The sequence below is a fragment of the Cellulosimicrobium sp. 72-3 genome, from assembly GCF_013127315.1.
GTDB lineage: Bacteria > Actinomycetota > Actinomycetes > Actinomycetales > Cellulomonadaceae > Cellulosimicrobium > Cellulosimicrobium funkei.
The window spans coordinates 2121939-2145976 of record NZ_CP053419.1 but is presented as its reverse complement, the minus strand read 5'-3'; the positions used below and the strand labels follow the sequence as shown (position 1 = coordinate 2145976).

The window sequence follows — 24038 nt, the reverse complement described above, 5'->3', positions numbered from 1 at the left end:
CGGACGTGGCGCAGGTCACTCTTGACGCGAGACCGCGCTGCGCTAGGTTAGGCAAGGCAAACCTCAGGTTGCCCCGTCGCGATCCGTGGCGGTCCTCTCCCCGTCCTGGAGCCTCGCATGCTCTCAGCACGATCCGGCGCGCCCGCGCACGGTACCCCGACCGCCCCCGCGCTGCTCACCGGCGCGACCGCGGGCGCCTACGTGAGCACCCTGCACGCCGTGGTGGACGACGTCGCCGCGCGCGTGGCCGCCGTCGACCAGCCCTGGTCCGGCGCGAGCCGCACGCACCTGGCCGCGCTCGTCGACGCCGCCGACCTCGACGGCCCCGGCGTCGGGACCGACGCGGCGCTGCGCGAGGCCGCCGACCTCTACGCGACCCACGCCGTGTGGTTCCACCACCCCGCCTACGCCGCGCACCTCAACTGTCCGGTCGCGCTGCCCGCCGTCGGGGCCGAGGCCCTGCTCGCCGCGATCAACACGTCCGTCGACACCTACGACCAGTCGACCGTCGCGACCCTCATGGAGCGCCGCCTCGTCGCCTGGACCGCGGGCCGCGTCGGCTACGCCGCCGGCGACGGCGTCCTCACGTCGGGCGGCACCCAGTCCAACCTCCACGCGCTCTTCCTCGCCCGCGAGCGCGCCGTCGAGCGCGCGGCCCGCGACGGGCTCGGACGCTCGGCCGTCCTGCCGCGCCTGCGCGTCCTGGCCGCGGGATCCAGCCACTTCAGCGTCGCGCGCTCGGCCCTGCTGCTCGGCCTCGCCGACGACGCGGTCGTGCGGGTCGAGGCCGACGCCGACGGGCGTGTCGTGCCCGCGGCGCTCGCGGCCGCCGTCGCCGCGGTGCGCGCCGCGGGCGATGTGGTCATGGCGGTCGTCGCGACCGCCGGCACGACCGACCGCGGCTGTGTCGACCCGCTCGCCGCGGTCGCAGACGTGTGCGACGCGGCCGACGTGTGGCTGCACGTCGACGCCGCCTACGGGTGCGGCCTCCTCGTGTCCCCGACGCGCCGGCACCTGCTCGACGGCATCGAGCGTTCGCGGTCGGTGACCGTCGACTACCACAAGGCGTTCTTCCAGCCCGTGTCCGCGAGCGCGCTGCTCGTGCGCGAGCGCGCCGACCTGGAGCGCGTCGCGCACCACGCGGACTACCTCAACCCGCGCGAGAACGCCGAACCGAACCAGGTCGACGTGTCGCTCCAGACGACGCGCCGCTTCGACGCGCTCAAGCTCTGGACCACGCTGCGCGCGCTCGGCCCCGGCGGGGTCGGCGCGATGGTCGACGCCGTGTGCGAGCTCGGCGCGCAGGTGCACGCCGACCTCGCGGACGACCCCGAGCTGCGCGTGCTCGGCCGCACGGACCTGTCCACGGTCCTGTTCCGCTACGAGCCGCCGGAGCTGTCCGCGGCGCACGCGGACCGCCTCGTGCCGCTCGTGCGGCGCGTGCTGTTCGAGTCCGGTCGCGCGGTGGTCGCCAAGACCGTGCTCGACGGCGTCCCGTGCCTCAAGCTCACGCTGCTCAACCCGACCGTGACGCTCGCGGACGTGCGCCACGTGCTCGACCTCGTGCGCACGACCGCCCAGGCGCTCGTCGAGCGCGACGAGCTGCTGCACGACGACGACGTCGCGACGCACGCCGCGGACCTCGTGGCGTCCCTCGCGACCGCCGGGGCGGTGACCCGATGACCACGACTGCTCGCACGACGAGCGGCCCCGCCCGAGCGCCCCACGACCCGGCGCCCCACGACCCGGCGCGCGTGCGCGACGTCGTCGGCGTGGGGATCGGGCCGTTCAACCTCGGCCTCGCCGCGCTGTCCGCGCCCCTCGACGACGTCGACGCCGTGTTCCTCGACGCCGCGCCCGAGTTCCGCTGGCACCCCGGCATGATGATCGAGGGCGCGACGATCCAGGTCCCGTTCCTCGCCGACCTCGTCACCATGGCGGACCCGACCTCGCCGTACTCGTTCCTCGCGTTCCTCAAGGCCACGGGCCGGCTCTACCCGTTCTACATCCGGGAGTCGTTCTACCCGCTGCGCGCCGAGTACGACGCGTACTGCCGCTGGGTCGCGGCCCGCCTGGGCTCGCTGCGCTGGTCGCGGCGCGTCGTCGCCGTCGAGCACGACCCGGCCGCCGACGCGTTCGTCGTGCGCGCCGAGACGCTCGCCCCCGACGGGAGCGTGACCGGTACCGAGGAGCACCGGGGTCGCCACCTCGTGCTCGGCGTCGGCACGTCACCGGTGCTGCCGCCCGCGCTGCGGGCGCTCGCGGACGAAATCGCGCGCGGCGAGCACCCGGGTGCCGGGCCGCTCGTGCACAGCGCGCAGTACCTGCCGCACCGCGACGCGCTCGCGGCCGCGGGCTCGGTCACGGTCGTGGGCAGCGGCCAGTCGGCCGCCGAGGTCTACCGCGACCTGCTCGACGGCGTGCACGGCGACGCGCGGCGCCCCGGCTACCGGCTCGACTGGGTGACGCGCTCGCCGCGCTTCTTCCCCATGGAGTACACGAAGCTCACGCTCGAGATGACGTCGCCGGAGTACACCGACCACTTCCACGCGCTGCCGCTCGAGCTGCGCCAGCTCCTCGGCCGCGAGCAGCGGGGCCTGTACAAGGGGATCAGCGGCGACCTCGTGGACGAGATCTACGACGCGCTGTACCGCCTGAGCCTGGACCGCCCGGTGCCGACGACGCTGCTCACCGACACCGAGGTCGTCGCCGCGCGGTACGAGCCGGCCGTCCGCGGGCGCGACGACACGGGCGCCGCCGGGCAGCCCGACGCGGCAGGCCCGGCCGGGGAGTACGTGCTGCGGCTGCGGCACGCGCAGCTCGGGCGGGAGGTCGAGCGTCGCACGCGCGCGCTCGTCGTCGCGACCGGCTACGCCGCCTCCGTCCCGGCGTTCCTCGACCCGGTGCGCCACCTGCTCCGGTTCGACGAGCTCGGGCGGTTCGACGTCGCGCGCGACTACACGGTCGACGACGCGCGCCGCGTCCACGTGCTCAACGGCGAGGAGCACACGCACGGCATCACCGCCCCGGACCTCGGGTTCGCCGCGTGGCGCAACGCCGTCGTGCTGCGCACCGTCACGGGCCGCGAGGTGTACCCGGTGGAGGAGCGCATCGCGTTCCAGACGTTCGGCCTGCCCGACGACGAGGCTCCTTCGGGTTCCCCGTCCCCGGCCACCACTCCCGCGACGACCCCCGCCACGTCGGACGCCGCGGCGCGCGTCGCGGCGGGCGAGCGCACGGGAGGTGAGGCTCGATGAGCGCCACCACCACGGCGACGGCGGCGTCGGCCGTGCCGTCGCCGGGCCCGACGGCGTCGGTCGACGCGGCGTCGGACGACGCGGCGTCGAGCTCGGGCCCGAGCGCCGCCTTCGCGGTGCGGGTCCGGCTCGGCGACGGCCGCGCGGACGTCTCGTTCGAGCCCGCCGACCCGGTGCGCGACGCCGCGCTCGTGCAGGGCTGGTTCGCGCACCCCCGCTCGGCGTTCTGGCAGCTGGGCCACCTCGACGTCGACGGCGTGCGGGACTACCTCGCCGGGTTCCGCGCCGACCCGCACCAGGACGCGTGGCTCGGTCGGGTCGACGGCGTGCCCGCGTTCCTCGTCGAGACGTACGACCCGGCGCGCGTCACGCTCGCCGACGTCCCCGCGGCCGTCGCGCTCCTGGAGCCGGGTGACGTCGGGATGCACCTGCTCGTCGCGCCCCCGGCCGGGCCCGCGCGCGGCGGGTTCACCTCGGCGGTGATGGGCGCCGTCGTGCGGTTCTGCCTCGACCCCGCGGGCCGGGGCGCCCGCCGCGTCGTCGTCGAGCCGGACGTGCGCAACGCCGCGATCGCGGCGAAGAACGCCGCGGCCGGGTTCCGCGTGCTGCGCGAGGTGGAGCTCCCCGGCAAGACGGCGCACCTCGCCGTCGCGACGCGCGCCGACCTCGACGCGAGCCCGCTGGGCGACGGCGTCGACCACGCCCCGCACCTGCGCCCCGACCTCGCCGAGCGCGCGCACCGCCACCTCGTCGCAAAGACGATCGCCGAGCTCACCCACGAACGGCTGCTCGCGCCGCGCGCCGAGGCCTGGCCGGTCGAGGCGGACGGGCCGGGGCGGTACGTGCTGCCCGTCGCGGACGGCTCGGTGGAGTACCGGTTCGTCGCGCGGCGGTACGCGCTCGAGCACTGGGTGCTCGACGAGGCGTCGATCCGGCGCACCGCGACGGCCGGGCACGGCACGGCGGGCCGGCCGGGCGACGCGGGCGACCCCGCGGGTGCGGACGGCACGGACGCGCGGCGTGAGCTGCCGGTCGACGCGCTCGACCTCGTCGTCGAGCTCCAGCCCGACCTGCGCATCCCGGACGACCTGCTCGCCACCTACCTCGAGGAGGTGTCGTCCACGCTCGCGAGCGCGACGGCGAAGCTCGAGCGGTACGAGCGCACCGGCGGGCCGAGCGCCACCGACCTCCTCGGCGCGTCGTTCCCGGAGGTCGAGGCGGCCATGACGGAGGGGCACCCGGGGTTCGTCGCGAACAACGGGCGCATCGGGTTCGGCCTCGCGGAGTACCGCGCGTACGCGCCCGAGAACGGGGGCCGCGTGCGGCTGCTGTGGCTCGCCGCGCGGCGCGAGCACACCCACCTCGCGCTCGGCGCCGGGCTCGACGAGGAGACGCACTACGGGGCCGAGCTCACGCCCGACGAGCGCGCCGCGTTCGCCGAGCGGCTCGCCGCGCGCGGCCTCGACCCGGCCGACTACCTCTACCTGCCCGTGCACCCGTGGCAGTGGGAGCACCGCGTGCCCATCACGTTCGCGGCCGACGTCGCGCGCGGCGACCTCGTCCCGCTCGGGCCGGGCGCCGACGAGTACCAGCCGCAGCAGTCGATCCGCACCCTGTTCAACCTCACGCGGCCCGGCCGCCACTACGTCAAGGTGGCGCTCGCGATCCAGAACATGGGGTTCCTGCGCGGGCTGTCGCCCGCGTACATGCGCGACACCCCCGCGATCAACGACTGGGTCGCGCACCTCGTCGCCGCCGACCCGGAGCTCGGCGGCCGCGGGTTCACCGTGCTGCGCGAGCTCGCCTCGATCGGGTACACCGGCGACGTCTACCACCGCACCGCCACGCCGTCCCCGCACCGCAAGATGCTCGCCGCCCTGTGGCGCGAGAGCCCCGTGCCGCGCACCGCGCCCGGGGAGCGCCTCGCCACCATGGCCGCGCTCCTGCACCGCGACCCCGACGGCGCCGCGCACGCGACCGCGCTCGTGCGCGCCTCCGGGCTCGACCCCGCCGACTGGGTACGCGCCTACCTCGACGCCTACCTGCGCCCGCTCGCCCACGCGTTCCTCGCGCACGACCTCGCGTTCATGCCGCACGGCGAGAACCTCATCCTCGTGCTCCGCGACCACGTCGTGGTCCGTGCGGTCATGAAGGACGTCGGCGAGGAGATCGCCGTCCTCGGTGACGCGCCGCTCCCGCCCGGCGTCGAGCGCGTGCGCGCCGTCGTCGACGACGAGGAGAAGGCGCTCGCGATCTTCACCGACGTGTTCGACGGCGTCCTGCGCCACCTCGCCGCGATCCTCGCCGGGGACGGCGTGCTGCCCGAGGACCGGTTCTGGCGACTCGTCGCCGAGTGTCTCGACGCCCACCGCGCCGACCACCCGGACCTGCGCGGCGGCGTCGACCTGCGCGCGCCGCGGTTCGCGCACTCGTGCCTCAACCGCCTCCAGCTGCGCAACACGCTCCAGATGGTCGACCTCGCCGACCAGTCCGCGTCCCTGCTGTACGCGGGCACCCTCGCCAACCCTGCCGCGCGGGAGGGCTGACGTGACGGCGAACCCCGGCGGGTTCTCGGTGCACCGCGACGCGTGGGGCGTCCCGCACGTGCGGGCCGCCGACGAGCTCGCGCTCGCGCGCGGCCAGGGGTACGTCACCGCGCTCGACCGCGGCTGGCAGATCGAGGTCGACCGGTGGCGCGCCGAGGGACAGCTCGCCGAGCGCCTGGGCGAGCCGGGCCTCGCGTGGGACCGGTTCGCCCACCGCGTCCGTCTCGCCGACACCGCGCGTCGCGCCTACGCGGCGCTCGCGGACGACGACCGCGCCTGGGTCGACGCGTACACCGCGGGCGTGAACGACGGTCTCGAGCGCGGGCGCGACGTGCCCGAGATGCACGCCCTCGCCGACGCGGCCTGGCCCGGAGGGGGCGACCTGCCGCCGCACGAGCCGTGGCCCGCGTGGGCGCCCCTCGGCGTCTTCCTCGTCGCGCACGTCCTGTTCTCCGGCTTCCCGCACGTGCTGTGGCGCGACCACGTCGCACGCACGCTCGGGTCCGCCGTCGCACGCTCCCGGCCCGACGTTCCCCTCACCGCGGTGCTCGACCTGCTCGCCGTCGACGGCGGCCCCGGCTCGGGGTCGAACGCGTGGGCGCTCGCGGGTGCCCGCACGCGCGGCGGGGCGCCGCTGCTCGCGGGCGACCCGCACCGCCTCCTGGAGCTGCCGGGCGTCTACCAGCAGGTGCGCCTGGCGTGCGACGCGTACGACGTCGTCGGCCTCGCCTTCCCCGGTGTCCCGGGGGTCCCGCACTTCGGGCACGCGGGCGCGGCGGCGTGGGGCGTGACGAACGCGATGGCGCACCACGTGGACGTCGTGGCGGAGCGGCTGCACCGCACCGCGGACGGCGGCGTCGTCGCGGAAGGGCCGGACGGTCCGGAGCCGGCGGACGTCGTCCACGCCACGGTCCGCGTGCGCGCGGTCGGCGGCCCGGTCGAGCACCGCGTGGAGACGATCGAGACGGTGCGCGGCGTCGTCGTCACGGGTGGGCCCGACGACCCGGGCCGGACGTTCGCGGTGCGTCTGCCCGCTCGCGTGGACGCCGACCTCGGGGTCGCCGCGTGGCGACGGCTCCTGCGGGCCGGGTCGGCGCGCGACGTGACGGACGCGTTCGCGACGTGGGTCGACCCGGTGGACCGCGTGCTGGCGGCGGACCGCGCGACCGTGCTGTCGGTGACGGCGGGGCGCGTGCCCCGCCGTGACCCGGCCGAGCGCGCGCTGCCCCTGCCGGGGTGGGCCGACGCCGGGCGCGCCCGCCCGTGGGTCGTGCCGCCCCCGCCCGTGGTCGTCGACGACGTCGCGGTCGACGCGAACGAGCGGCCCGCGCGGCCCGACCTCGACCTGGGCCGCACGTACGCCCCGCCGCACCGCGCCCGCCGGATCCGGGCGCTCCTCGCGGCGGCGGGCGACGACGCGACCGCGGCGGACCAGTCGCGCGTCCACGCGGACACGCTGCTCGGCGGCGCGGACGACCTGCTCGGGTGGCTCGACCGCGACGCCTACGCCTCGGGCGACGAGGCCGGGGCCGACGACGGCACGACCACGCGTCCCGACCCCGCGACGGTCCACGCGGCGGCGCGGCTGCGCGCGTGGGACCGCCGCATGGACGCGGACAGCGCCGACGCGGCGCTCTTCGCGGCCTGGCGCGGCGCGCTGGTCGGCCGGGTCGCGGCGCACCCCGCGCTCGCGCCGCTGCACGCGCCCCACGGCCTCGACCCGGTCTTCGCGCCGTGGCTGTCCGTCACCGCGCGGGTCGCCGACGCGCTGCCCGCGCTCCTCGGCGCCGCGTGGCTCGGGATCGACGGCGCCGCGCTCGCGTGGGCCGCGCTCGCCGACGTCGTGCGGGCGCGGGACGACGCGTCGGGCCCGGTCCCGGTGTGGGGCGACACCCACCGCGTGCTCGGGCTGCACGTGCTCCTCGACGTGCCGGGCGCGCCGGTCCCGCGCGTGCCGGACGTGCCGCTCGGGGGCGACACGGACACCGTGCGCTGCACCGCGAGCGTGCCGGGGGTCAGCGACGTGTGCGTGCGCGGGTCGGTCGCGCGCTGGGTGTGGGACCTCGCCGACCGGGACGCGAGCCGCTGGGGCGTGCCGTTCGGCGCGAGCGGAGACCCGCGCTCGCCCCACTTCACCGACCGGCTCGCCGCCTGGGCCGACGCCGAGACCGTGCCCGTCGTGACCGACTGGGCCCTGCTGCGCCACGAGGAGACCCGATGACCGCGACCGACCTGCCCGCCCCCGGCCGCCTGCCCACCGGCGCGCCCGGGGAGCTGCTCCTCACGCACCACGCGCCGGGCGGCGGCCGCCTGACGCTGCGCGTCCTCGACCCGGACGCGGACCTCGACGTGCTGCACGCCTGGGTGACCCGGCCGTGGGCACGGTTCTGGGGACTCGGGGACCTGTCCCGGACGGAGCTGCGCGACCTGTACGCCTACGTCGGCTCGCTGCCGACGCACCACGCGTTCCTCGTGCGGTGGGACGACGCCCCGGTCGCGCTCCTGCAGACCTACGAGCCGGAGCACGACCCCGTCGGGGAGGCGTACGCGGTGGCGCCGGGCGACGTCGGGCTGCACTTCCTGCTCGGCGGGCGCGGCCCGCGCGGGGCGGACCTGTGGGCCGCCGTCGGCCCGCTGGTCGTCGCGTTCTGCCTCGCCGACCCGCGGGTGGACCGGATCGTCGTCGAGCCGGACGCGGCGAACGAGCGGGCGCACGCCCGGATGCGGGCCCTCGGCTTTCAGGTGGCCGAGCGGGTGCGCGTGGGGGAGAAGGACGCGCTCCTCGCGTTCCTGTCGCGCGACCGCGCGCGCGACCTGCTCGACCAGGCGGAGAGGGCAGCGGCGCTGGAGTGACCGGCTGCGCCGCCGAGCGCGGTGCCGCGGTCCCCGCGCGCGGTGGCGCGGCGGCCGGGCGTCGGGTCAGCCGCCGGTGAAGGGGGCGGTCGTCAGCGGAGTCCCGAGCGCCTCGCACGCGTCGCCGAGGTCAGCCTGGGCCTGCGACCACTCCGGGGACCCCACCCCGGTCGACTCTGCGAACGTCCCGACCGCGACGGCCGGCGCGGCCGCCTGGAGGTCGCCGACCGCCGTCTGCACGGCGCTGTCCCCGCCGGACGGCAGGCGGCCGAGCACGCGGGTGGCGAGCTCGTACCAGCCATCCCGCTCCTGCTCCGCCATGCGGCCGTCAGCGAGGCCGAGGTCGGCGTTCTCCACGATCGTCATGACATCGCTGAAGGCGACGCAGGTCGCGGCGTCGTCCGGGGCGCCGTCCTGCGCCGGGGCGTCCGTGGCGGGCGACGGCGCAGCGCTGCTCGCCGCCTCCGGTTCCTCGGTCCCGTCCGCCGGGCCGGCACCGCCGGACCCGCACCCGACCAGGACCGCCGTGCTCAGCACCACGGCCGCTGCCGCCACCCACCCTCGCGCTCGCATCCGCGCATGCTACCGGTGCGGGGACCGCGTACGACGACGGACGGCGACCCGGGGGTCACCGAGGAGCGGCGACCGCGTGACCGGCGTCGCGCAGCACCCGGGTGGCCTGCTCGAGCCGCACCTCCGGGACCAGCACGAGGTCCGCGTGGAACGTGGACGCGACGAACACCGGCACGCCCGCCTCGCCCAGCGGCCCGACGACGGACGCGAGCACGCCCGACGTCTCCAGCCCGTGGGCCGAGCCGTAGAAGCCCGCCCACCGCTCGGCGTCGTCGAACGGCGAGGCGTGCCGCACGACCGTGAGCCCTTCGGGGGCGCGCACGAGCGCGACCCACTCGTCGTCCTCGGGGAAGGTGGCGCCCGGGACGTGGCCGAGCAGGAAGCGGTCGGGGACGACGTGCAGGTCGAACGAGGTCATGGCCGCACGGTAGCGGTGGGCGCCCACACCGGGGCGCGGCGAGACGACGGGCCGCTCGCCGGACGAGGGCAGCGGGCGGGTACCGCGACCGGCACGGAGCCGCCCGTCAGCGGGCCAGGCGCTCCACGACCGCCCCGTACAGCCACGGCGCGGCGCTCGCGGCGGGCACGATCGCGCGGCGGGCGGGGCTGCCCGCCCAGGCGAGCAGCCCGGAGGTGAGGACGCGATAGTCGCGCGTGGCGCGGGACCAGGCGCGCTCGTACCCGGCCGGGTCGTCGAGGTGGCGCACGGCGGCCTCGGCCTGGGCGAGCCCGACGCGCACGCCCTCGCCGGTGAGCGCGTCGACGTACCCGGACGCGTCGCCCACGAGGCGCACGTGCCCGGCGGTGCGGCGTCGGGCACGCTGGCGCAGCGGCCCCGCGCCGCGGACGCGCCCGAGCACGGGGGCGTCGCGCACGCGGTCCGCGAGCTCGCCGAACGCGTCGAGCCCGTGGTGCGCGTCCTGCGGTGTGCCGCGGGCGCCGTCGCGGTGGGCGAGGACGGCGACGCCGACGACGTCGGGCGCGACCGGGGTGACGTACGCCTCGGCGTGCGGTGCCCAGTGCACCTCGACGAGGTCGCTCCACGGGGCCAGCCGGTAGTGGGTGCGCAGGCCGAACCGGGCGCGCCCGTGCGGCGGGGCGTCGAGGCCGGTCAGACGGCGCACGGTGGAGTGCAGCCCGTCGCAGCCGAGCACGCGGGCGGCCCGCACGACCTCGTCCGCGCCGCCGTCCGGCCCGGGTGCCTCCCCGGCGGGTGCTCGCGCCGCACCGAGCACGACGTCGACCCCGCGGGCGTCCTGGCGCAGCGCCCGGAGCGTGGCGTGCTCGATCGTGACGCCCTCGGCGAGCGCGCGCTCGCGCAGGGCGGCGTGCAGCGCGGTGCGGCGCACGCCGCGGCCCGGGCCGGCGGCGAACGGGTGGTCGGCGTGGCGGGTGGCGTCGCGGTAGCTGATGCCGGCGAGCGGGTGGCCCGGCGGGTCGACGCCGAGGGCGAGGACCGCGGCGAGCGCGCCGGGGAGCAGGCCCTCGCCGCACGCCTTGTCGATGACGCCCGCGCGGCGGTCGACCACGAGGACGTCGTGCCCGGCGCGGCGGGCGTGCAGGGCGGCGGCGAGCCCGACGGGCCCGCCGCCGACGACCAGCACGTCGACCTCGCGGTCGGTCGTGCGGAGGTCGGTCGACCGGGGAGGGGTCACGGCACGGCCGGGTGCGCGGCGGCGCCGGCCTGGGTCGCGCGGGCCAGGGCGCGCTCCTCGGCGGGGATGCGGAAGCGGGCGAGCAGCACGGCGTTGAGCAGCGTGAACGCGACGGCCGTGATCCAGCACGAGTGCACGAGCGGCAGCGCGACGCCCTCGACCACGACCGCGACGTAGTTGGGGTGGCGCAGCCACCGGTAGGGGCCGCGTGCGACGAGCGGCAGGCCCGGCACGACGATGACGCGCGTGTTCCACCGCGGCCCGAGGGTCGCGATGCACCACCAGCGCAGGCCCTGGCTCGCGAGCACGAGGACGAGCATGGGCCAGCCGAGCCACGGCAGGAACGGGCGGTCGGCGAGCCACGCCTCGGCCACGCACGCGAGCAGCAGACCCGTGTGCAGGGCGACCATCGCGGGGAAGTGGCCGCGGCCCGACTCGACGCCGCCCCGGGCGAACGACCAGCGGGCGTTGCGGGCCGAGACGACGAGCTCGGCGAGGCGTTCGACGGCGGTGGCGCCGACGAGCACCACGTACCAGGCGAGGCTCATCCCTGGACCCCCTCGGCTCGCGCGACCGCGTGCTCGCCCGCGTGACCGGGCCCGTGCGCCCGGCGCGGGCCGCGGCCGTCGAGCCGCAGCAGGACGAGCTCGGTGCTCACCCCGGGACCGAACGCCATGAGGACGGCCGGCGCGCCGGGCGGCACGTCCGTGCGGGCCAGGGTCGCGCCGAGCACGTGCAGCACCGACGCCGACGACAGGTTCCCCACGTCGCGCAGGGACGCCCGGCTGAGCGCGAGCTCCTCCTCGGCGAGTCCCAGGGTGTCGCGCACCGCGTCCAGGACGCGGGGGCCGCCCGCGTGCACGACCCACGCCCCGACGTCGCCCGGCTCGAGGTCGTGCTCGGCGAGCAGGGCCTTGACGTCGCCCAGCAGGTGCGCCCCGATGAGCTCGGGCAGACGCGCCGACAGCACGATCTCGAACCCCGTGTCGCCGACGCGCCACCCCAGGTCGCCCGTCGTGCCCGCGTGCAGGTGCGAGCGCGAGTCGACGACGCGCACGCCCCGGGCGCGCCCGCCCGCGCCCGCCCGCCCGTACGGGCCCGGGCGTCGGGCGAGGCGGTGCTCGTCCCCGACGAGGACGGCCGCCCCCGCGCCGTCGCCGAACAGGCCCGACGCCACGATGTTCGCCGTCGACGGGTCGGTGCGCTGGAGCGTCAGGGAGCACAGCTCGACGGCGACGAGGAGCGCGACGTCCCGCGGGCGTCCCCGCAGCAGGTCGTCCGCCCGCGCCAGGCCCGCCGCGCCCCCGGCGCAGCCCCACCCGAACGACGGCGTGCGGCGCACGTCCGGTCGCAGGCCGAGCCGGGCCGCGACGAGCACGTCGAGCGTCGGCGCGCCCACGCCCGTGACGGTGGTGAGGACCACGTGGTCGACCTCGTCCGGGCGCAGGCCCGCGTCGTCGAGCGCCGCGCGGCACGCCTGCTCCGCGAGGTCGGTCCCGAGCGCGAGGAAGGCGTCGTTGGCCGAGCCGAACGACAGTCCGCCGTAGTCCTCCAGGGGCAGCGCGAGATGACGGGTCTCGACGCCCGCGTGGGCGTGCAGCCGGCGCGTGAGCGCACGGCGCACCGGGTCGTCGGTGAGCAGCTCGCTCGTGACCCGGGAGATCTCGTCCTGGCGGTACGCATGCGCGGGAAGCGAGGTCCCGACGGCGACGACGCGCGACATGCCCGCATCGTCCCACCGGCCCGGTCCGCCCGCGCGGGGGGAGGGGTGCGCCGCGGCGACGAGCCCGGGCGCCGGGCGCGCGACCCGGCGGCGGGCTAGGTTGCCGCCATGGTGACCGGTCGCTCGCGAGGGCTCGTGCGCGGCCTCGTGGTCGCGAGCCACCTCCCGCCCACCGTGATGGTCACCGCGTTCGCCCTCGCGCTCTCCGCGGGCATCGGCGCCGGCGCCCGCACGACGACGCTCGTCGCGCTCGCCGTCCTCACCGGCCAGCTCTCCGTCGGCTGGTCCAACGACTGGCTCGACGCGCGCCGCGACGTCGCCGTCGGTCGCGCCGACAAGCCCGTGGTCACGGGCCTCGTCACGGCGGCCACCCTGCGTGCCGCGGCGCTCGTGGCGCTCGGCGCGTGCGTCGTGCTGTCCCTCGCGACCGGGCTGCTGCCCGGGGCGGTGCACGTCGTCGCCGTCGGGGTCGCGTGGTCGTACAACGCGCTGCTCAAGGCCACGTGGTGGTCCTGGGCCCCGTACGCCGTCTCCTTCGGGCTGCTCGCCGTGTTCGTCGTGCTGGCCGCCCCCGGAGCGGGCCGCCCCGCCCCGTGGGCCGTCGCGGCCGCCGCGCTGCTCGGCGTCGGCGCGCACGTCGCGAACACGCTGCCCGACCTCGAGGACGACGCCGCCACGGGCGTGCGCGGCCTGCCGCACCGGCTCGGGCGCCGCGCGAGCTCCGTGCTCGCGCCCGTGCTGCTCGCCGCGGCGTCCGCGCTCGTCGTGCTCGCACCGCCCACGCCCCCCGGCCCCGTGACGTGGGCCCTGGGCGCCGTCGCCGTCGTGCTCGCCCTCGCCGCCGGCGCCGTCGGGGTCGTGCGCCCGCGCAGCCGCGCCCCGTTCGCGCTCTCCATGGCCGTCGCGGGCGTGTGCGTCGTGCTGCTCGTCCTCGCGGCGCCCGCCGTCGTCGTGCCCGGCTGACGGTCAGCCGGCATGACGGTCAGCCGGCCGCGCGCACCAGACCCTCGACCACGGCCGCCGCACCCGGGGACGGACGCTCCCCGTACGTGACCGCGAGCACGCGCCGCGCCGCCCCCGGCAGCGCCCGCACCGTCACCCGCGGGTCCCGGTGCGCCCGCAGCGCCAGCGCAGGCAGCAGGGACACCCCCACGCCCGACGCCACGAGCGCCTGCACCGCGACGTAGTCGTCCGTCTCGAACGCGACGCGCGGCGTGAACCCCGCCCGCTCGCACCGCCCCACCAGGTCCGCCCGGCACCGCTCGCAGCCCGCGATCCACGCCGCGTCCGCGAGCGGCGCGAGGTCCACCGCCCCCTCCTCGGACGACGCCGCGGCCCCGTCCGTGGCGGAGCGCGTGCCGGGGTGCGTCCCCGGGTGCGGGCCTGGGTGCGGGCCGGCCCCCGCCTGCACGAGGAACAGCTCCTCCGCGAGCACCGGCACCGCGCGCAGCCCCTCCACGTCCACCGGCGACCGGTCGTGCTCGAACACCAGCGCCACGTCCACCGCACCGCGCCGCAACCCGTCCAGCGCCTCCGGCGGCTCCGCCTCCACCAGCCCCACGCCCAGCCCCGGGTGCTCGCGCGCGAGGCGACCCACGACGTCGGGCACCAGCGTCGCCAACGCCGACGGGAAGGCCGCCAGCCGCACCCGACCCGCCGACAACGACACCAGGGCGTCCAGCTCCTCGCGCGCCGCGCCCACGCGCCCCACGATCTCGTCCGCCCGCGCCGCGAGCAGCCGACCCGCCGCCGTCAGCCGCACACCCCGGCCGTGCCGCTCCGTCAGCGGCACCCCCACCTCCGCCTCCAGGCGCGCCAGATGATGGCTCACCGACGGCTGCGCGTAGTGCAGCGCACGCGCCGCCCCCGTGACCGAGCCCTCGCGCGCCACCGCCGCCAGCACCCGCAACCGCGTCAGGTCCATGTCCACACCCTCATGCGCGAAGCATAGATCCCGTCGATCGGTCCCCACAGAACAGGCATTGGACCGATGAGACGGCCCGCGGGACCGTGGACCCATGCCCCCCGCAGACCTCGCCCCGCCCACCCTGCGCGACGTCCTCGACGCCCGCCGCCTCCTCGCCACCCACCTCCAGCCCACCCCCGCCCGCACCTACCCCGCGCTCGACCGCGCCACCGGCGCCCACGTCGTCGTCAAGCACGAGAACCACCAGCCCACCGGAGCCTTCAAGGTCCGCGGCGCCCTCAACCTGCTCCTGCGCCTCACCCCCGACGAGCGCGCCCACGGCGTCACCGCCTTCTCCACCGGCAACCACGCCCAGGCCGTCGCCCACGCCGCCCGCACCACCGCCACCCCCTGCACCATCGTCATGCCCACCCACCCCAACCCCACCAAGGCCGACGCCGTCCGCGACCTCGGCGCCCGCCTCGTCCTCACCGGCACCACCTTCGACGACGCCCGCGAGCACGCCACGGTGCTCGCGGCCGAGGACAGGTCCCGGCTCGTCAGCGCGGCGAACGAGCCTCTTCTCGTCGCCGGGGTCGCGACGGCGTACCTCGAGCTCCTCGCCGACGCGCCGGACCTCGACGTGCTCGTGGTCCCCGTGGGCGGGGGGAGCGGCGCGGCCGCGGCGTGCCTCGTCGCCCAGGCGCTCGCCCCCGGGCTCGAGGTGGTCGCCGTCCAGTCGGCCGCCTCGCCCGCCGCGCACGACTCGTGGCGCGCGCGCGACCTCGTCGCCCGGCCCAACACCTCGCGCGCCGAGGGCCTCGCCACCGGCACCGGCTTCGCGCTCACCCAGGCCGTCCTGCGCGAGCACCTCGACGACTTCGTGCTCGTCGACGACGACACGATCGACCGCGCCGCCGCGCTCTACCTCACCGCGGCCCGGACCGTCGCCGAGGGGGCCGGCGCCGCCGCTCTCGCCGCCGTCCTCGCCGACCCCGACCGGTTCGCCGGGCGCCGCGTCGGCGTCGTCTGCTCGGGCGGGAACGCGAGCCCGGCGGAGCTGCGCCGCGTCTCCGCGCACCTGCCCCGGTAGCCGCCTCGGAGCCGGAGCGCGCGACGACGGCGGCCCCGGCGGCCGGACCGCGGCCCCGGGCCTAGGCTCGCCCCATGGCCCGCTACCTCGACGTGCACCCCGACAACCCGCAGCCGCGCGCGATCGCGCAGGTCGTCGCCCTCCTCGAGGACGGCGGCCTCGTGGCCTACCCGACCGACTCCGGCTACGCGCTCGGCTGCCGCATGGACGACCGCGAGGGCGCCGACCGCATCCGCCGCATCCGCCACCTCGACGACCGGCACCACTTCACGCTCGTGTGCGCCGACTTCGCCCAGCTCGGCCACTTCGTCATGGTCGACAACGCGGCGTTCCGGTCGATCAAGGCCGCCACCCCGGGCCCGTACACGTTCATCCTGCGCGCGACGTCCGAGGTCCCGCGCCGCCTCGCGCACCCGAAGAAGAAGACCGTGGGCGTCCGCATCCCGGAGGACACCGTGGCCCAGGCCATCGTCGCCGCGCTCGGGGAGCCGATCCTGTCGAGCTCGCTCATCCTCCCGGGCTCGACCGAGGCGCTCACCGACGGCTGGGCGATCAAGGAGGAGCTCGACCACGTCGTCGACGCTGTCGTGGACGGCGGCGAGCGGGGCAGCGAGCCGACGACGGTCGTCGACTTCTCCGACGGCGCCCCCGAGGTCGTGCGCGTCGGCGCGGGCGACCCGTCCCGCTTCGAGTAGGACCCTGCCGGGCGTCCACGGGCGACGCGCGCGGGGTCCGGCCGCGCCACCAGTTGCTCACGCCCGCGGGCCCAGGAGCAGCCGCAGACGCTCGCGGTCGACCGGGTCGACGAGCGCCCCGCGCTCCTCGCGCACCCACCAGTCGCCCGTGCGTCGCCGCTCGGCGCGCGTCGTGTAGCGGTAACGGAAGACGCGGGCCCGCACCCACCGCGGGGCGGGGCCGTCGGGGTCGTCGGCGAACGGGTCCGCCGCGAGCAGGCGCAGGGTCGGGCGGTCGGCCTCCAGGAGCCGGAGCAGCAGCACCTCGAACCACCGCGTGCCGGGCGACCCGAGCGCGAGGAACCACATCTGCCAGTCCAGCCGCAGGTGGTACGGCGCGACCTGCGGCGGGCGGCGCCCCACGTCGCCCGGCTTGCCGCGGAACGCGTACTCGACCCAGTCGTCGGGACCGGGGGAGCGGGCCGTCGTCCCCTCCACGACGACCTCGTCGCGGCGCCGCGAGACCGAGCCGAACGCGCCGTACGCGTTGACGAGGCGGAACGGCTCGAAGCTCGCGTTCATGAGCTGCCGGCGCGCGACGAGGTTCCGCGCCGGGCGCACGCCGAGGACGAGCAGGAGCGCCGACACCGCGAGCACGGCCACGACGAGGGTGACCGGGCCGCCCAGGGCGGCGGCGCCGTCGGGCACCGGATCCTCGCCGCGGCCGAGCGCGGGCACGAGCCACGACCCGACGGCGGCCCACGCGCCGTCGCTCACGACGCCGAGCCCGAGCACGATCGTCAGCCAGTTCAGCCACGCGAAGTTCCCCGTCACGAGCAGCCACGCCTGCGTGAGCACCACGACCCCGCCCGCGACGCTCGCGACCGGCTGCGGCGCGAAGAGCGCGAAGGGCACGACGAGCTGCGTCACGTGGTTGCCCGCCACCTCGACGCGGTGCCACCACCGCGGCAGGTGGTGCGCGTGCCACGAGAACGGGCCGGGGAGGGGCTGCGTCTCGTGGTGGTATTCCAGGGCCGTGAGGTCCCGCCACGCGCGGTCCCCGCGGAGCTTGATGAGTCCCGCGCCGAGCTCGACCCGGAACAGGCACCAGCGGGCGAGGAGCAGCACGAGCAGCGGGGGAGGGGCGCCCTCGCCGGACGAGCCCAGCCACCCCACGAGGAACGTCACCTCGCACAGCAGCGACTCCCAGCCGAACCCGTAGAACCGCTGCCCGACGTTCACCACCGACAGGTAGACGGCCCACAGCACGAGGAAGGCGAGCGTCGTCAGCCACCACGGCCCGCGCTGCGGGACCCCCACGACGAGGAGCGCCGCCAGTCCTGCCGCGCCCCACGCGAGCGCGATGACGAACCGGTCCGAGCACCGCCACCGGAGCACGCTCGGGGCGTCGCGCCACGTCGTGCGCGCCACGAACGTCGCGGCGGGCAGCAGCCCACGCTCGCCCAGCAGCGGGCGCCACTGCCGCACGACGACGAGGAACGCGACGACGAGGATCGCCGCCGTGCCGCGCTGCAGCACCTCGCGCGCGACGTCGTAGCCGGGCGCCCAGAACCACGACCCGAGCCAGGTCGCCACGTCGTCGGGCAGGACGTCCGCCATCTGCCCACGGTAGGGCTGTGAGCCCTGTCTCACCCGCGGTCCGGCCGTCCCCGCGCCGGGCCACGACCGCGTCGCGCCCCTACCATCGGGGCATGAGCAGCCAGGGCCTGAGCCAGTCCACCGACCGCATGCGCGACGCGGGCGTCGCGCCCGCCGCCATCGACGTCTTCGCCCGCTTCTACCGGCTCCTCGAGTCCGGCGCGACCGGCATGATCCCGGAGGCCGACGTCGAGCCGCTCACCGACGTCACGCACCGCGACGAGCTCGAGGTGCCCGAGGACGCCGCCCGCGAGGCGCTGCGCCGCACGGCGGTCATCAAGCTCAACGGCGGGCTCGGCACGTCGATGGGCATGGACCGCGCCAAGTCGCTCCTCACGGTGCGCGACGCCGACCCCCAGCACCCCGACGGCGGGCCGCTGACCTTCCTCGACGTCATCGTCGCGCAGGTGCGCGCCGCGCGGCGCGCGACCGGGGCGCCGCTGCCGCTGCTGCTCATGAACTCGTTCCGCACGCAGGCCGACACGCTCGCCGCGCTCGCCCCGCACGACGACCTCGCCGTCGGCGACCTCCCGCTCGACTTCCTGCAGAACCGCGAGCCCAAGATCCTCGCGAGCGACCTCACGCCCGTCGACTGGCCCGCCGACCCGGAGCTGGAGTGGTGCCCGCCCGGCCACGGCGACCTGTACACCGCCCTCTACGCGTCCGGCGCGCTGCGCGCCCTGCTCGACGCCGGGTACCGCTACGCGAGCGTCTCGAACTCCGACAACCTCGGCGCCGCGCCCGACGCCGCGATGGCCGGCTGGTTCGCCGCGAGCGGGGCGCCGTTCGCCGCCGAGGTCGCGCGCCGCACGCCCGCGGACCGCAAGGGCGGCCACCTCGTCGTGCGCCGCAGCGACGGGCGCCTCGTCCTGCGCGAGACGGCGCAGACCCCGGCCGAGGACCAGGACGCCGCCGCCGACATCAGCCGGCACCGGTACTTCAACACCAACAACCTGTGGTTCGACCTCGAGGCGCTGTCGGCCGAGCTCGACCGCACCGGCGGGGTGCTCGAGCTCCCGCTCATCAAGAACACCAAGACCGTCGACCCGACCGACCCGTCGTCGCCCGAGGTCGTGCAGATCGAGTCCGCCATGGGGGCCGCGGTCGAGGTGTTCGACGGCGCCGTCGCGATCGAGGTCGGCCGCGACCGGTTCCTGCCGGTGAAGACGACGAACGACCTCCTCGTGCTCCGCTCGGACGTCTACGACCTCGACGACGCGTACCGGTTCGTCGCGCGCACCGACGCGCCGTTCGTGGACCTCGACCCGGCCCACTACAAGACCATCGCCGCGTTCGACGCCCGGTTCGACGACGGCACCCCGTCCCTGCGCGCGGCCCGCTCGCTCACGGTGCGCGGGGACTGGACCTTCGGCTCCGGCGTGACGGTCACCGGCGAGGCCGAGCTCGCCGACCCGGGCGGCTCCGCCCGCGTCCCCGACGGCGCCGTCGTCGGCCCGGACGGCGTCAGCGCCTGACGCCGGGGGAGAGCCTGGGTCGGCCGAGGTAGAGGCGTGGTCGGCCGGGATAGAGGCTAGGTCGGCCGGGGTAGAGGCGTGGTCGGCCGAGGTAGAGGCCCGGTCGGCCGGGGTAGAGGCGTGGTCGGTCGGGCGCTGCACGCGCCGGGCGGGTGCGCTGCCCTCGGCTCGCCTCGGCTCGCCTCGGCTCGCCTCGGCTCGCCTCGGCTCTCGGCCCGACGGCGGTGGCGCCCCGGCTTGTCGTGGTCGCCTGCGCCGACGGGTCGAGCGAGCAATCGTCGGTCTGCGGGCAGATCGGTTTCGCGCGACGACGGCTCTTCTTCGCGTGACCGGGCCTCTACCTCGCGCGACTACGGCTCTATCTCCCTGGACTACGGCTCTACCTCGGCCGACCACGGCTCTACCTCGCGGTGTGCGGGGTTCCTGCGCGGGCGCGCTCAGGCGGGGACGTCGACGACGCGGCTGTCGCCCCGGCGCGCGACGAGGGCGCCGGACGACGCGGCGGCGAGGTCGGCGTCGAACCGGTCGAGCTCGGCCGGGGGGACGAGGACGGTGAACGCGGCCGTCGTGCCGTAGTCGACGCCCTCGAGCGTGCCGTGGTGGTGGTCGCACCAGTCGCGCAGGACGCCGTGGAGGCGCCCGGCGTCGGCGTGCGGGGCGTCGACGTGCACCGCGGTGAGCACGGCGCGGCGCACGGGTCGCGCGAGGTCGAGCGCCTCGCTCACCGCGCTCGAGTAGGCGCGCACGAGGCCGCCGGCTCCGAGCAGGACGCCGCCGAAGTATCGCGTGACGACGGCGACGACGTCGGTCACGTGGCGGTGCCGCAGCACCTCGAGCATGGGGATGCCGGCGGTGCCGGAGGGCTCGCCGTCGTCGGTGGAGCGCTGCTGGTCGGCGTGCGGGCCGACGACGAGCGCGACGCAGTGGTGGCGCGCGTCCCAGTGCTCCTTGCGCACGCGCGCGACGACGGCGTCGGCCGCGGCGACGGACGGGACGGGGGAGAGGTGCGCGAGGAAGCGGGACTTCTTGACGACCAGCTCGTGGTCGACGGGTCCGGCGATCGTCCCCCACAGCTCCCCGGTGCCCGCGCTCACCCTGCGAGCCTAGCCGCGACGGCGCCCGGGTCGGTCGCCGCCCCGGGCGCCGTCGGTGGGCGTCGTGGCGGTCAGTCCGTGCCGGACTCCATCGCGGCGCGGTCGAGGAGCGCGTCGTCGCCCTCGGCCATGCCGCGCGACGCGATGACCTCGGCGCCGCCCTCGGGCATCGCGCCGATGAGCTCGGTGGACGCCTGCACGGCGCCGATGAGCGCCGCGTGCGTGGTGCCGACGATCCCGATGCCGGCGTACTGCTCGAGCTTGGCCCGCGAGTCGGCGATGTCGAGGTTGCGCATGGTGAGCTGGCCGATCCGGTCCATCGGGCCGAACGCGGAGTCCTCGGTGCGCTCCATCGACAGCTTGTCCGGGTGGTAGCTGAACGCGGGCCCGGTGGTGTCGAGGATCGAGTAGTCCTCGCCGCGGCGCAGGCGCAGCGTGACCTCGCCGGTGACGGCGGTGCTCACCCAGCGCTGCAGCGACTCGCGGATCATGAGCGCCTGCGGGTCGAGCCACCGGCCTTCGTACATGAGGCGGCCGAGGCGGCGGCCCTCGGTGTGGTACTGCGCGAGGGTGTCCTCGTTGTGGATCGCGTTGACCAGGCGCTCGTACGCGGCGTGCAGGAGCGCCATGCCGGGGGCCTCGTAGATGCCGCGGCTCTTGGCCTCGATGATGCGGTTCTCGATCTGGTCGGACATGCCGAGCCCGTGGCGGCCGCCGATCGCGTTGGCCTCCTGGACCAGCGCGACGGCCGACTCGAACTCCTCCCCGTTGATCGTCACCGGACGGCCCTGGACGAAGCCGATCGTCACGTCCTCGGTCGCGATCTCGACCGCGGGGTCCCAGAACCGCACGCCCATGATCGGGTCGACGGTCTCGATGCCCGTGTCGAGGTGCTCGAGCGTCTTCGCCTCGTGCGTCGCGCCCCAGATGTTCGCGTCCGTGGAGTACGCCTTCTCGGTGCTGTCCCGGTACGGCAGGTCGTGGGCCAGCAGCCACTCCGACATCTCCTTGCGCCCGCCGAGCTCCGCCACGAAGTCCGCGTCGAGCCACGGCTTGTAGATGCGCAGGTGCGGGTTGGCGAGCAGCCCGTAGCGGTAGAACCGCTCGATGTCGTTGCCCTTGAAGGTCGACCCGTCGCCCCAGATCTGGACGTCGTCCTCCTGCATCGCGCGGACGAGGAGCGTGCCCGTGACCGCGCGGCCCAGGGGAGTGGTGTTGAAGTACGCGCGTCCGCCGGAGCGGATGTGGAACGCGCCGCACGCGAGCGCGGCCAGACCCTCCTCGACGAGCGCGGCGCGGCAGTCCACGAGGCGCGCGATCTCGGCGCCGTAGGCGGTCGCGCGACCGGGCACGGAGCCGATGTCGGGCTCGTCGTACTGGCCGATGTCGGCGGTGTAGGTGCACGGCACCGCGCCCTTGTCGCGCATCCACGCGACGGCGACGGACGTGTCGAGGCCCCCGGAGAACGCGATCCCGACGCGCTCTCCCACGGGCAGGGAGGTGAGAACCTTGGACATGGGCACGAGTATGCAGCATTCTGCATACGTATTCAATTCGGTGGTCAGGGAGCCGCGGCGGGCCTGGCGGCGACACGCCCGCCAGTCGCTCTCGACACAAAAAGTGTGCCAAGCGGTAGGGTCCACCCATGCCCGACGACGCTACGTCACCCACCGGCCCGGACGCGGCGGGCGGCACGACCGCCGGCACCGGTACCAGCACCGGCGCCGCGTCCCGCTACCCGCGCCCCACCGTCACGCTCGACGAGGCCGAGTGGGTGTGGCGCCTGCTGGCGACGGAGGCGATGGTCGAGGCCGCGAAGCCGGAGACCGTGCGCCTCGCGGTGATCGCCGGCCTCACGCGCGCCACGGGCGCGCGCTACGGCGACCTGCTGCGCTGCACCGTCGACGCGATCGACCTCGGCCCGGCGACGGAGCGCGCGGGGGAGGGGAGGGTCGTGCTCACGCACGGCAAGCACCGCACGGTGCGCGAGCACGTGCTGAGCGCGAGCGTCGTCGTCGTGCTGCGTCGCTGGATGGCGGTGCGGGAGGTGCTCGCGGCGGACCTCGAGGGGTCGGTGCCGCGCGCGCTGCTGCTCACGGTCCACCACACGCACGACAACGGCGTCACGGTGTCCAGCGGCCTGCCCATCACGAAGCAGGGCCTCGTGCTGTCGTGGCGGCGGTTCGTGCACCGCACGAACGCGCGCTACGGGGCCGTGCGGGCGCCGCTCCCGACGCGCTTCGAGCAGGTCCGGCGGGCGTGGGTCGAGGCGTCAGCCCCGGCGGGGAGCGGGATCGTCGCCGGGCCCGGTCTCGGCGACGACGCCGGGCGGGACGCCCTCCTCGCCGCCGAGCTCCTGGAACAGCGTGAGGTGGAGGCCGGCGGGGGCGTCGAGGCGTGAGTTGAGCGACCCCCAGGGCGTGCGCGTCGGCGGGGCGACGAGCGACGCCCCGGCGGCGACGGCCCGGTCGGTCGCGCCCCCGGCGTCGTCCACCTCGAGCGCGACCCGGAGGTGCCCCGCGACGCGACGCCCGACCTCCAGGTCGTCGATCGCCCGCACGTGCCCGGGGGAGGCGATCTCGAGCGTCGCGCGCCCGACGTCGAGGATCGCCACCCGGTCGTCCTCGCCGTCCGCGTAGGCGATCTGCTGGGGGAGGCCCAGGACGTCGCGGTAGAACGCGAGGGCGGCGTCGTAGTCCTCCGCCTCGACGACGAGCCGGAGCTGGCGGACGGGCGGCGGTGCGGCGTGCGGATCGGTCATGCCGCGACCTTACGCTCCTCTCAAAATAAATAGTGTGCCAAGCGCATCAACACCACCAGCACCCCGAGCGAACAGCTCACCAACCAGCCCCGAAAAGCGAGGACCCCGCCACGACTCGCGTGGCGGGGCCCGGTCGCCGTCGGGACGACGGCGGTGGAGAGGGAGCGGGGTCAGGGCTGACCGGCCGCCGCCTCCTCGGCCTTGCGCGCGGCGCCGGCCTCGGTGCGCGCACCCTCGGTGGAGAGGTCGCCGCCCGTCGACTCGAGGTGCGCGCGGACGAACCAGTGGAAGAGCTCGAGGTCGTGCAGGTGCCCGATGAGCAGGTCGTTGGTGACGTCGTCGAGCTCCTCGGTCGCGGCCGCTGCCTCGCGGTGGTCCGTGATGACGCCGACGTACACCTCGTCGAGGGCGCCGAGGTGCGCGATCGTCGAGGCGCGACCCAGGGAGTAGTCCTCCCAGGTGCGGGCGGCGACGAGCGCGCCGGGCGTGCCCTGCGGGGAGACGCCGAGGGTCGCGATGCGCTCGGCGGTCGCGTCGACCATCGCGCGGACGGCGTCGACCTGGGGGTCGATCATCTCGTGGACCGCGATGAAGTGCGGGCCGACGACGTTCCAGTGGATGTGCTTGAGCGTGAGCTGCAGGTCGTTGAGCGCGTGCAGCCGCTCCTGGAGGATCCCGGCGACCTGGGCCCCTTCCTCAGGGGTGAGCGACGGGACCGTGTACTTCGGCAGGTCGGAACGAGCAGCCATGGGTTGCCTCCTCGGGGTCG

20 protein-coding genes are annotated in these 24038 nt (G+C 76.4%); 9 read left to right on the top strand and 11 right to left on the bottom strand.

From position 1 onward, the window contains the following. Positions 1 to 117 precede the first annotated feature (117 nt). Genes HKK73_RS09740 through HKK73_RS09720 form a run of 5 tightly spaced genes read left to right on the top strand, consistent with a single transcriptional unit; the run spans position 118 to position 8656 of the window. Positions 118 to 1683 (top strand): pyridoxal-dependent decarboxylase, encoded by a 1566-nt coding sequence (locus HKK73_RS09740; protein WP_171467888.1) that lies wholly within the window; start codon positions 118 to 120, stop codon positions 1681 to 1683. After that, on the top strand, positions 1680 to 3257 hold the full coding sequence (locus HKK73_RS09735) for a lysine N(6)-hydroxylase/L-ornithine N(5)-oxygenase family protein (RefSeq protein ID WP_171467887.1): 1578 nt from the start codon (positions 1680 to 1682) through the stop codon (positions 3255 to 3257). The genes HKK73_RS09740 and HKK73_RS09735 overlap by 4 nt, the downstream gene beginning before the upstream one ends. After that, a complete protein-coding gene (locus HKK73_RS09730; protein ID WP_171467886.1) occupies positions 3254 to 5803 on the top strand; it encodes a GNAT family N-acetyltransferase in 2550 nt (849 codons plus the stop codon). The genes HKK73_RS09735 and HKK73_RS09730 overlap by 4 nt, the downstream gene beginning before the upstream one ends. A gap of 1 nt (position 5804) precedes the next feature. Beyond that, a complete protein-coding gene (locus HKK73_RS09725; protein WP_253705604.1) occupies positions 5805 to 8024 on the top strand; it encodes a penicillin acylase family protein in 2220 nt (739 codons plus the stop codon). Next, positions 8021 to 8656: a GNAT family N-acetyltransferase gene (locus tag HKK73_RS09720; RefSeq protein ID WP_137280509.1), complete on the top strand. Its 636-nt coding sequence runs from the start codon at positions 8021 to 8023 to the stop codon at positions 8654 to 8656. The genes HKK73_RS09725 and HKK73_RS09720 overlap by 4 nt, the downstream gene beginning before the upstream one ends. Before the next feature lie 66 nt (positions 8657 to 8722). On the opposite strand, the gene HKK73_RS09715 is transcribed toward HKK73_RS09720, so the two are convergent. From HKK73_RS09715 to HKK73_RS09695, 5 genes are all read right to left on the bottom strand, one after another. After that, on the bottom strand, positions 8723 to 9229 hold the full coding sequence (locus HKK73_RS09715; RefSeq protein ID WP_137280508.1) for a hypothetical protein: 507 nt from the start codon (positions 9227 to 9229) through the stop codon (positions 8723 to 8725). Positions 9230 to 9284: 55 nt separating this feature from the next. Further along, complete coding sequence (locus HKK73_RS09710; protein WP_137280507.1) at positions 9285 to 9647, bottom strand: ACT domain-containing protein; 363 nt, start codon at positions 9645 to 9647, stop codon at positions 9285 to 9287. 106 nt (positions 9648 to 9753) lie between these two features. Then, positions 9754 to 10884, bottom strand: coding sequence for an NAD(P)/FAD-dependent oxidoreductase (locus HKK73_RS09705; RefSeq protein ID WP_137280506.1), 1131 nt, complete (start codon positions 10882 to 10884; stop codon positions 9754 to 9756). Then, a complete protein-coding gene (locus HKK73_RS09700) occupies positions 10881 to 11432 on the bottom strand; it encodes an isoprenylcysteine carboxyl methyltransferase family protein (RefSeq protein ID WP_137280505.1) in 552 nt (183 codons plus the stop codon). Before HKK73_RS09700 ends, HKK73_RS09705 begins: the two co-directional genes overlap by 4 nt. After that, complete coding sequence (locus tag HKK73_RS09695; protein ID WP_137280504.1) at positions 11429 to 12607, bottom strand: type III polyketide synthase; 1179 nt, start codon at positions 12605 to 12607, stop codon at positions 11429 to 11431. The genes HKK73_RS09700 and HKK73_RS09695 overlap by 4 nt, the downstream gene beginning before the upstream one ends. A 108-nt stretch (positions 12608 to 12715) precedes the next feature. Here HKK73_RS09695 and HKK73_RS09690 point away from each other — a divergent pair, with 108 nt between their 5' ends. Beyond that, the gene (locus tag HKK73_RS09690) at positions 12716 to 13570 is read left to right on the top strand and encodes a UbiA family prenyltransferase (RefSeq protein ID WP_137280503.1); all 855 of its coding nucleotides are present in this window, start codon (positions 12716 to 12718) and stop codon (positions 13568 to 13570) included. Positions 13571 to 13589: 19 nt separating this feature from the next. Here the strand turns inward: HKK73_RS09690 and HKK73_RS09685 are convergent, their stop codons facing one another. Further along, on the bottom strand, positions 13590 to 14531 hold the full coding sequence (locus HKK73_RS09685; RefSeq protein ID WP_171467885.1) for a LysR family transcriptional regulator: 942 nt from the start codon (positions 14529 to 14531) through the stop codon (positions 13590 to 13592). A gap of 94 nt (positions 14532 to 14625) precedes the next feature. Between HKK73_RS09685 and HKK73_RS09680 the strand changes: the two genes are divergently transcribed. Continuing rightward, positions 14626 to 15606 carry a threonine/serine dehydratase gene (locus HKK73_RS09680; RefSeq protein ID WP_171467884.1) on the top strand — a complete coding sequence of 327 codons (981 nt, stop codon included), beginning with the start codon at positions 14626 to 14628 and terminating at the stop codon, positions 15604 to 15606. 74 nt (positions 15607 to 15680) lie between these two features. Then, the gene (locus tag HKK73_RS09675; RefSeq protein WP_076404853.1) at positions 15681 to 16301 is read left to right on the top strand and encodes an L-threonylcarbamoyladenylate synthase; all 621 of its coding nucleotides are present in this window, start codon (positions 15681 to 15683) and stop codon (positions 16299 to 16301) included. Between the two features lie 57 nt (positions 16302 to 16358). Here the strand turns inward: HKK73_RS09675 and HKK73_RS09670 are convergent, their stop codons facing one another. Further along, the gene (locus HKK73_RS09670; protein WP_171467883.1) at positions 16359 to 17900 is read right to left on the bottom strand and encodes a lipase maturation factor family protein; all 1542 of its coding nucleotides are present in this window, start codon (positions 17898 to 17900) and stop codon (positions 16359 to 16361) included. A 92-nt stretch (positions 17901 to 17992) separates the two neighbouring features. On the opposite strand from HKK73_RS09670, the gene HKK73_RS09665 reads away from it, so the two are divergent. Next, positions 17993 to 19414, top strand: a complete 1422-nt coding sequence (locus HKK73_RS09665) for a UTP--glucose-1-phosphate uridylyltransferase (protein WP_043654956.1) — start codon at positions 17993 to 17995, stop codon at positions 19412 to 19414. Positions 19415 to 19851: 437 nt separating this feature from the next. On the opposite strand, the gene HKK73_RS09660 is transcribed toward HKK73_RS09665, so the two are convergent. The 4 genes from HKK73_RS09660 to HKK73_RS09640 form a co-directional block, all read right to left on the bottom strand. Next, complete coding sequence (locus tag HKK73_RS09660) at positions 19852 to 20508, bottom strand: YigZ family protein (RefSeq protein ID WP_085387942.1); 657 nt, start codon at positions 20506 to 20508, stop codon at positions 19852 to 19854. Between the two features lie 71 nt (positions 20509 to 20579). Then, the gene (gene argG / locus HKK73_RS09655; protein WP_085387943.1) at positions 20580 to 22025 is read right to left on the bottom strand and encodes an argininosuccinate synthase; all 1446 of its coding nucleotides are present in this window, start codon (positions 22023 to 22025) and stop codon (positions 20580 to 20582) included. 755 nt (positions 22026 to 22780) lie between these two features. Further along, on the bottom strand, positions 22781 to 23269 hold the full coding sequence (locus HKK73_RS09645) for a VOC family protein (RefSeq protein ID WP_081600015.1): 489 nt from the start codon (positions 23267 to 23269) through the stop codon (positions 22781 to 22783). A 170-nt stretch (positions 23270 to 23439) separates the two neighbouring features. Beyond that, on the bottom strand, positions 23440 to 24018 hold the full coding sequence (locus tag HKK73_RS09640; RefSeq protein ID WP_043654965.1) for a Dps family protein: 579 nt from the start codon (positions 24016 to 24018) through the stop codon (positions 23440 to 23442). Positions 24019 to 24038 lie beyond the last annotated feature (20 nt).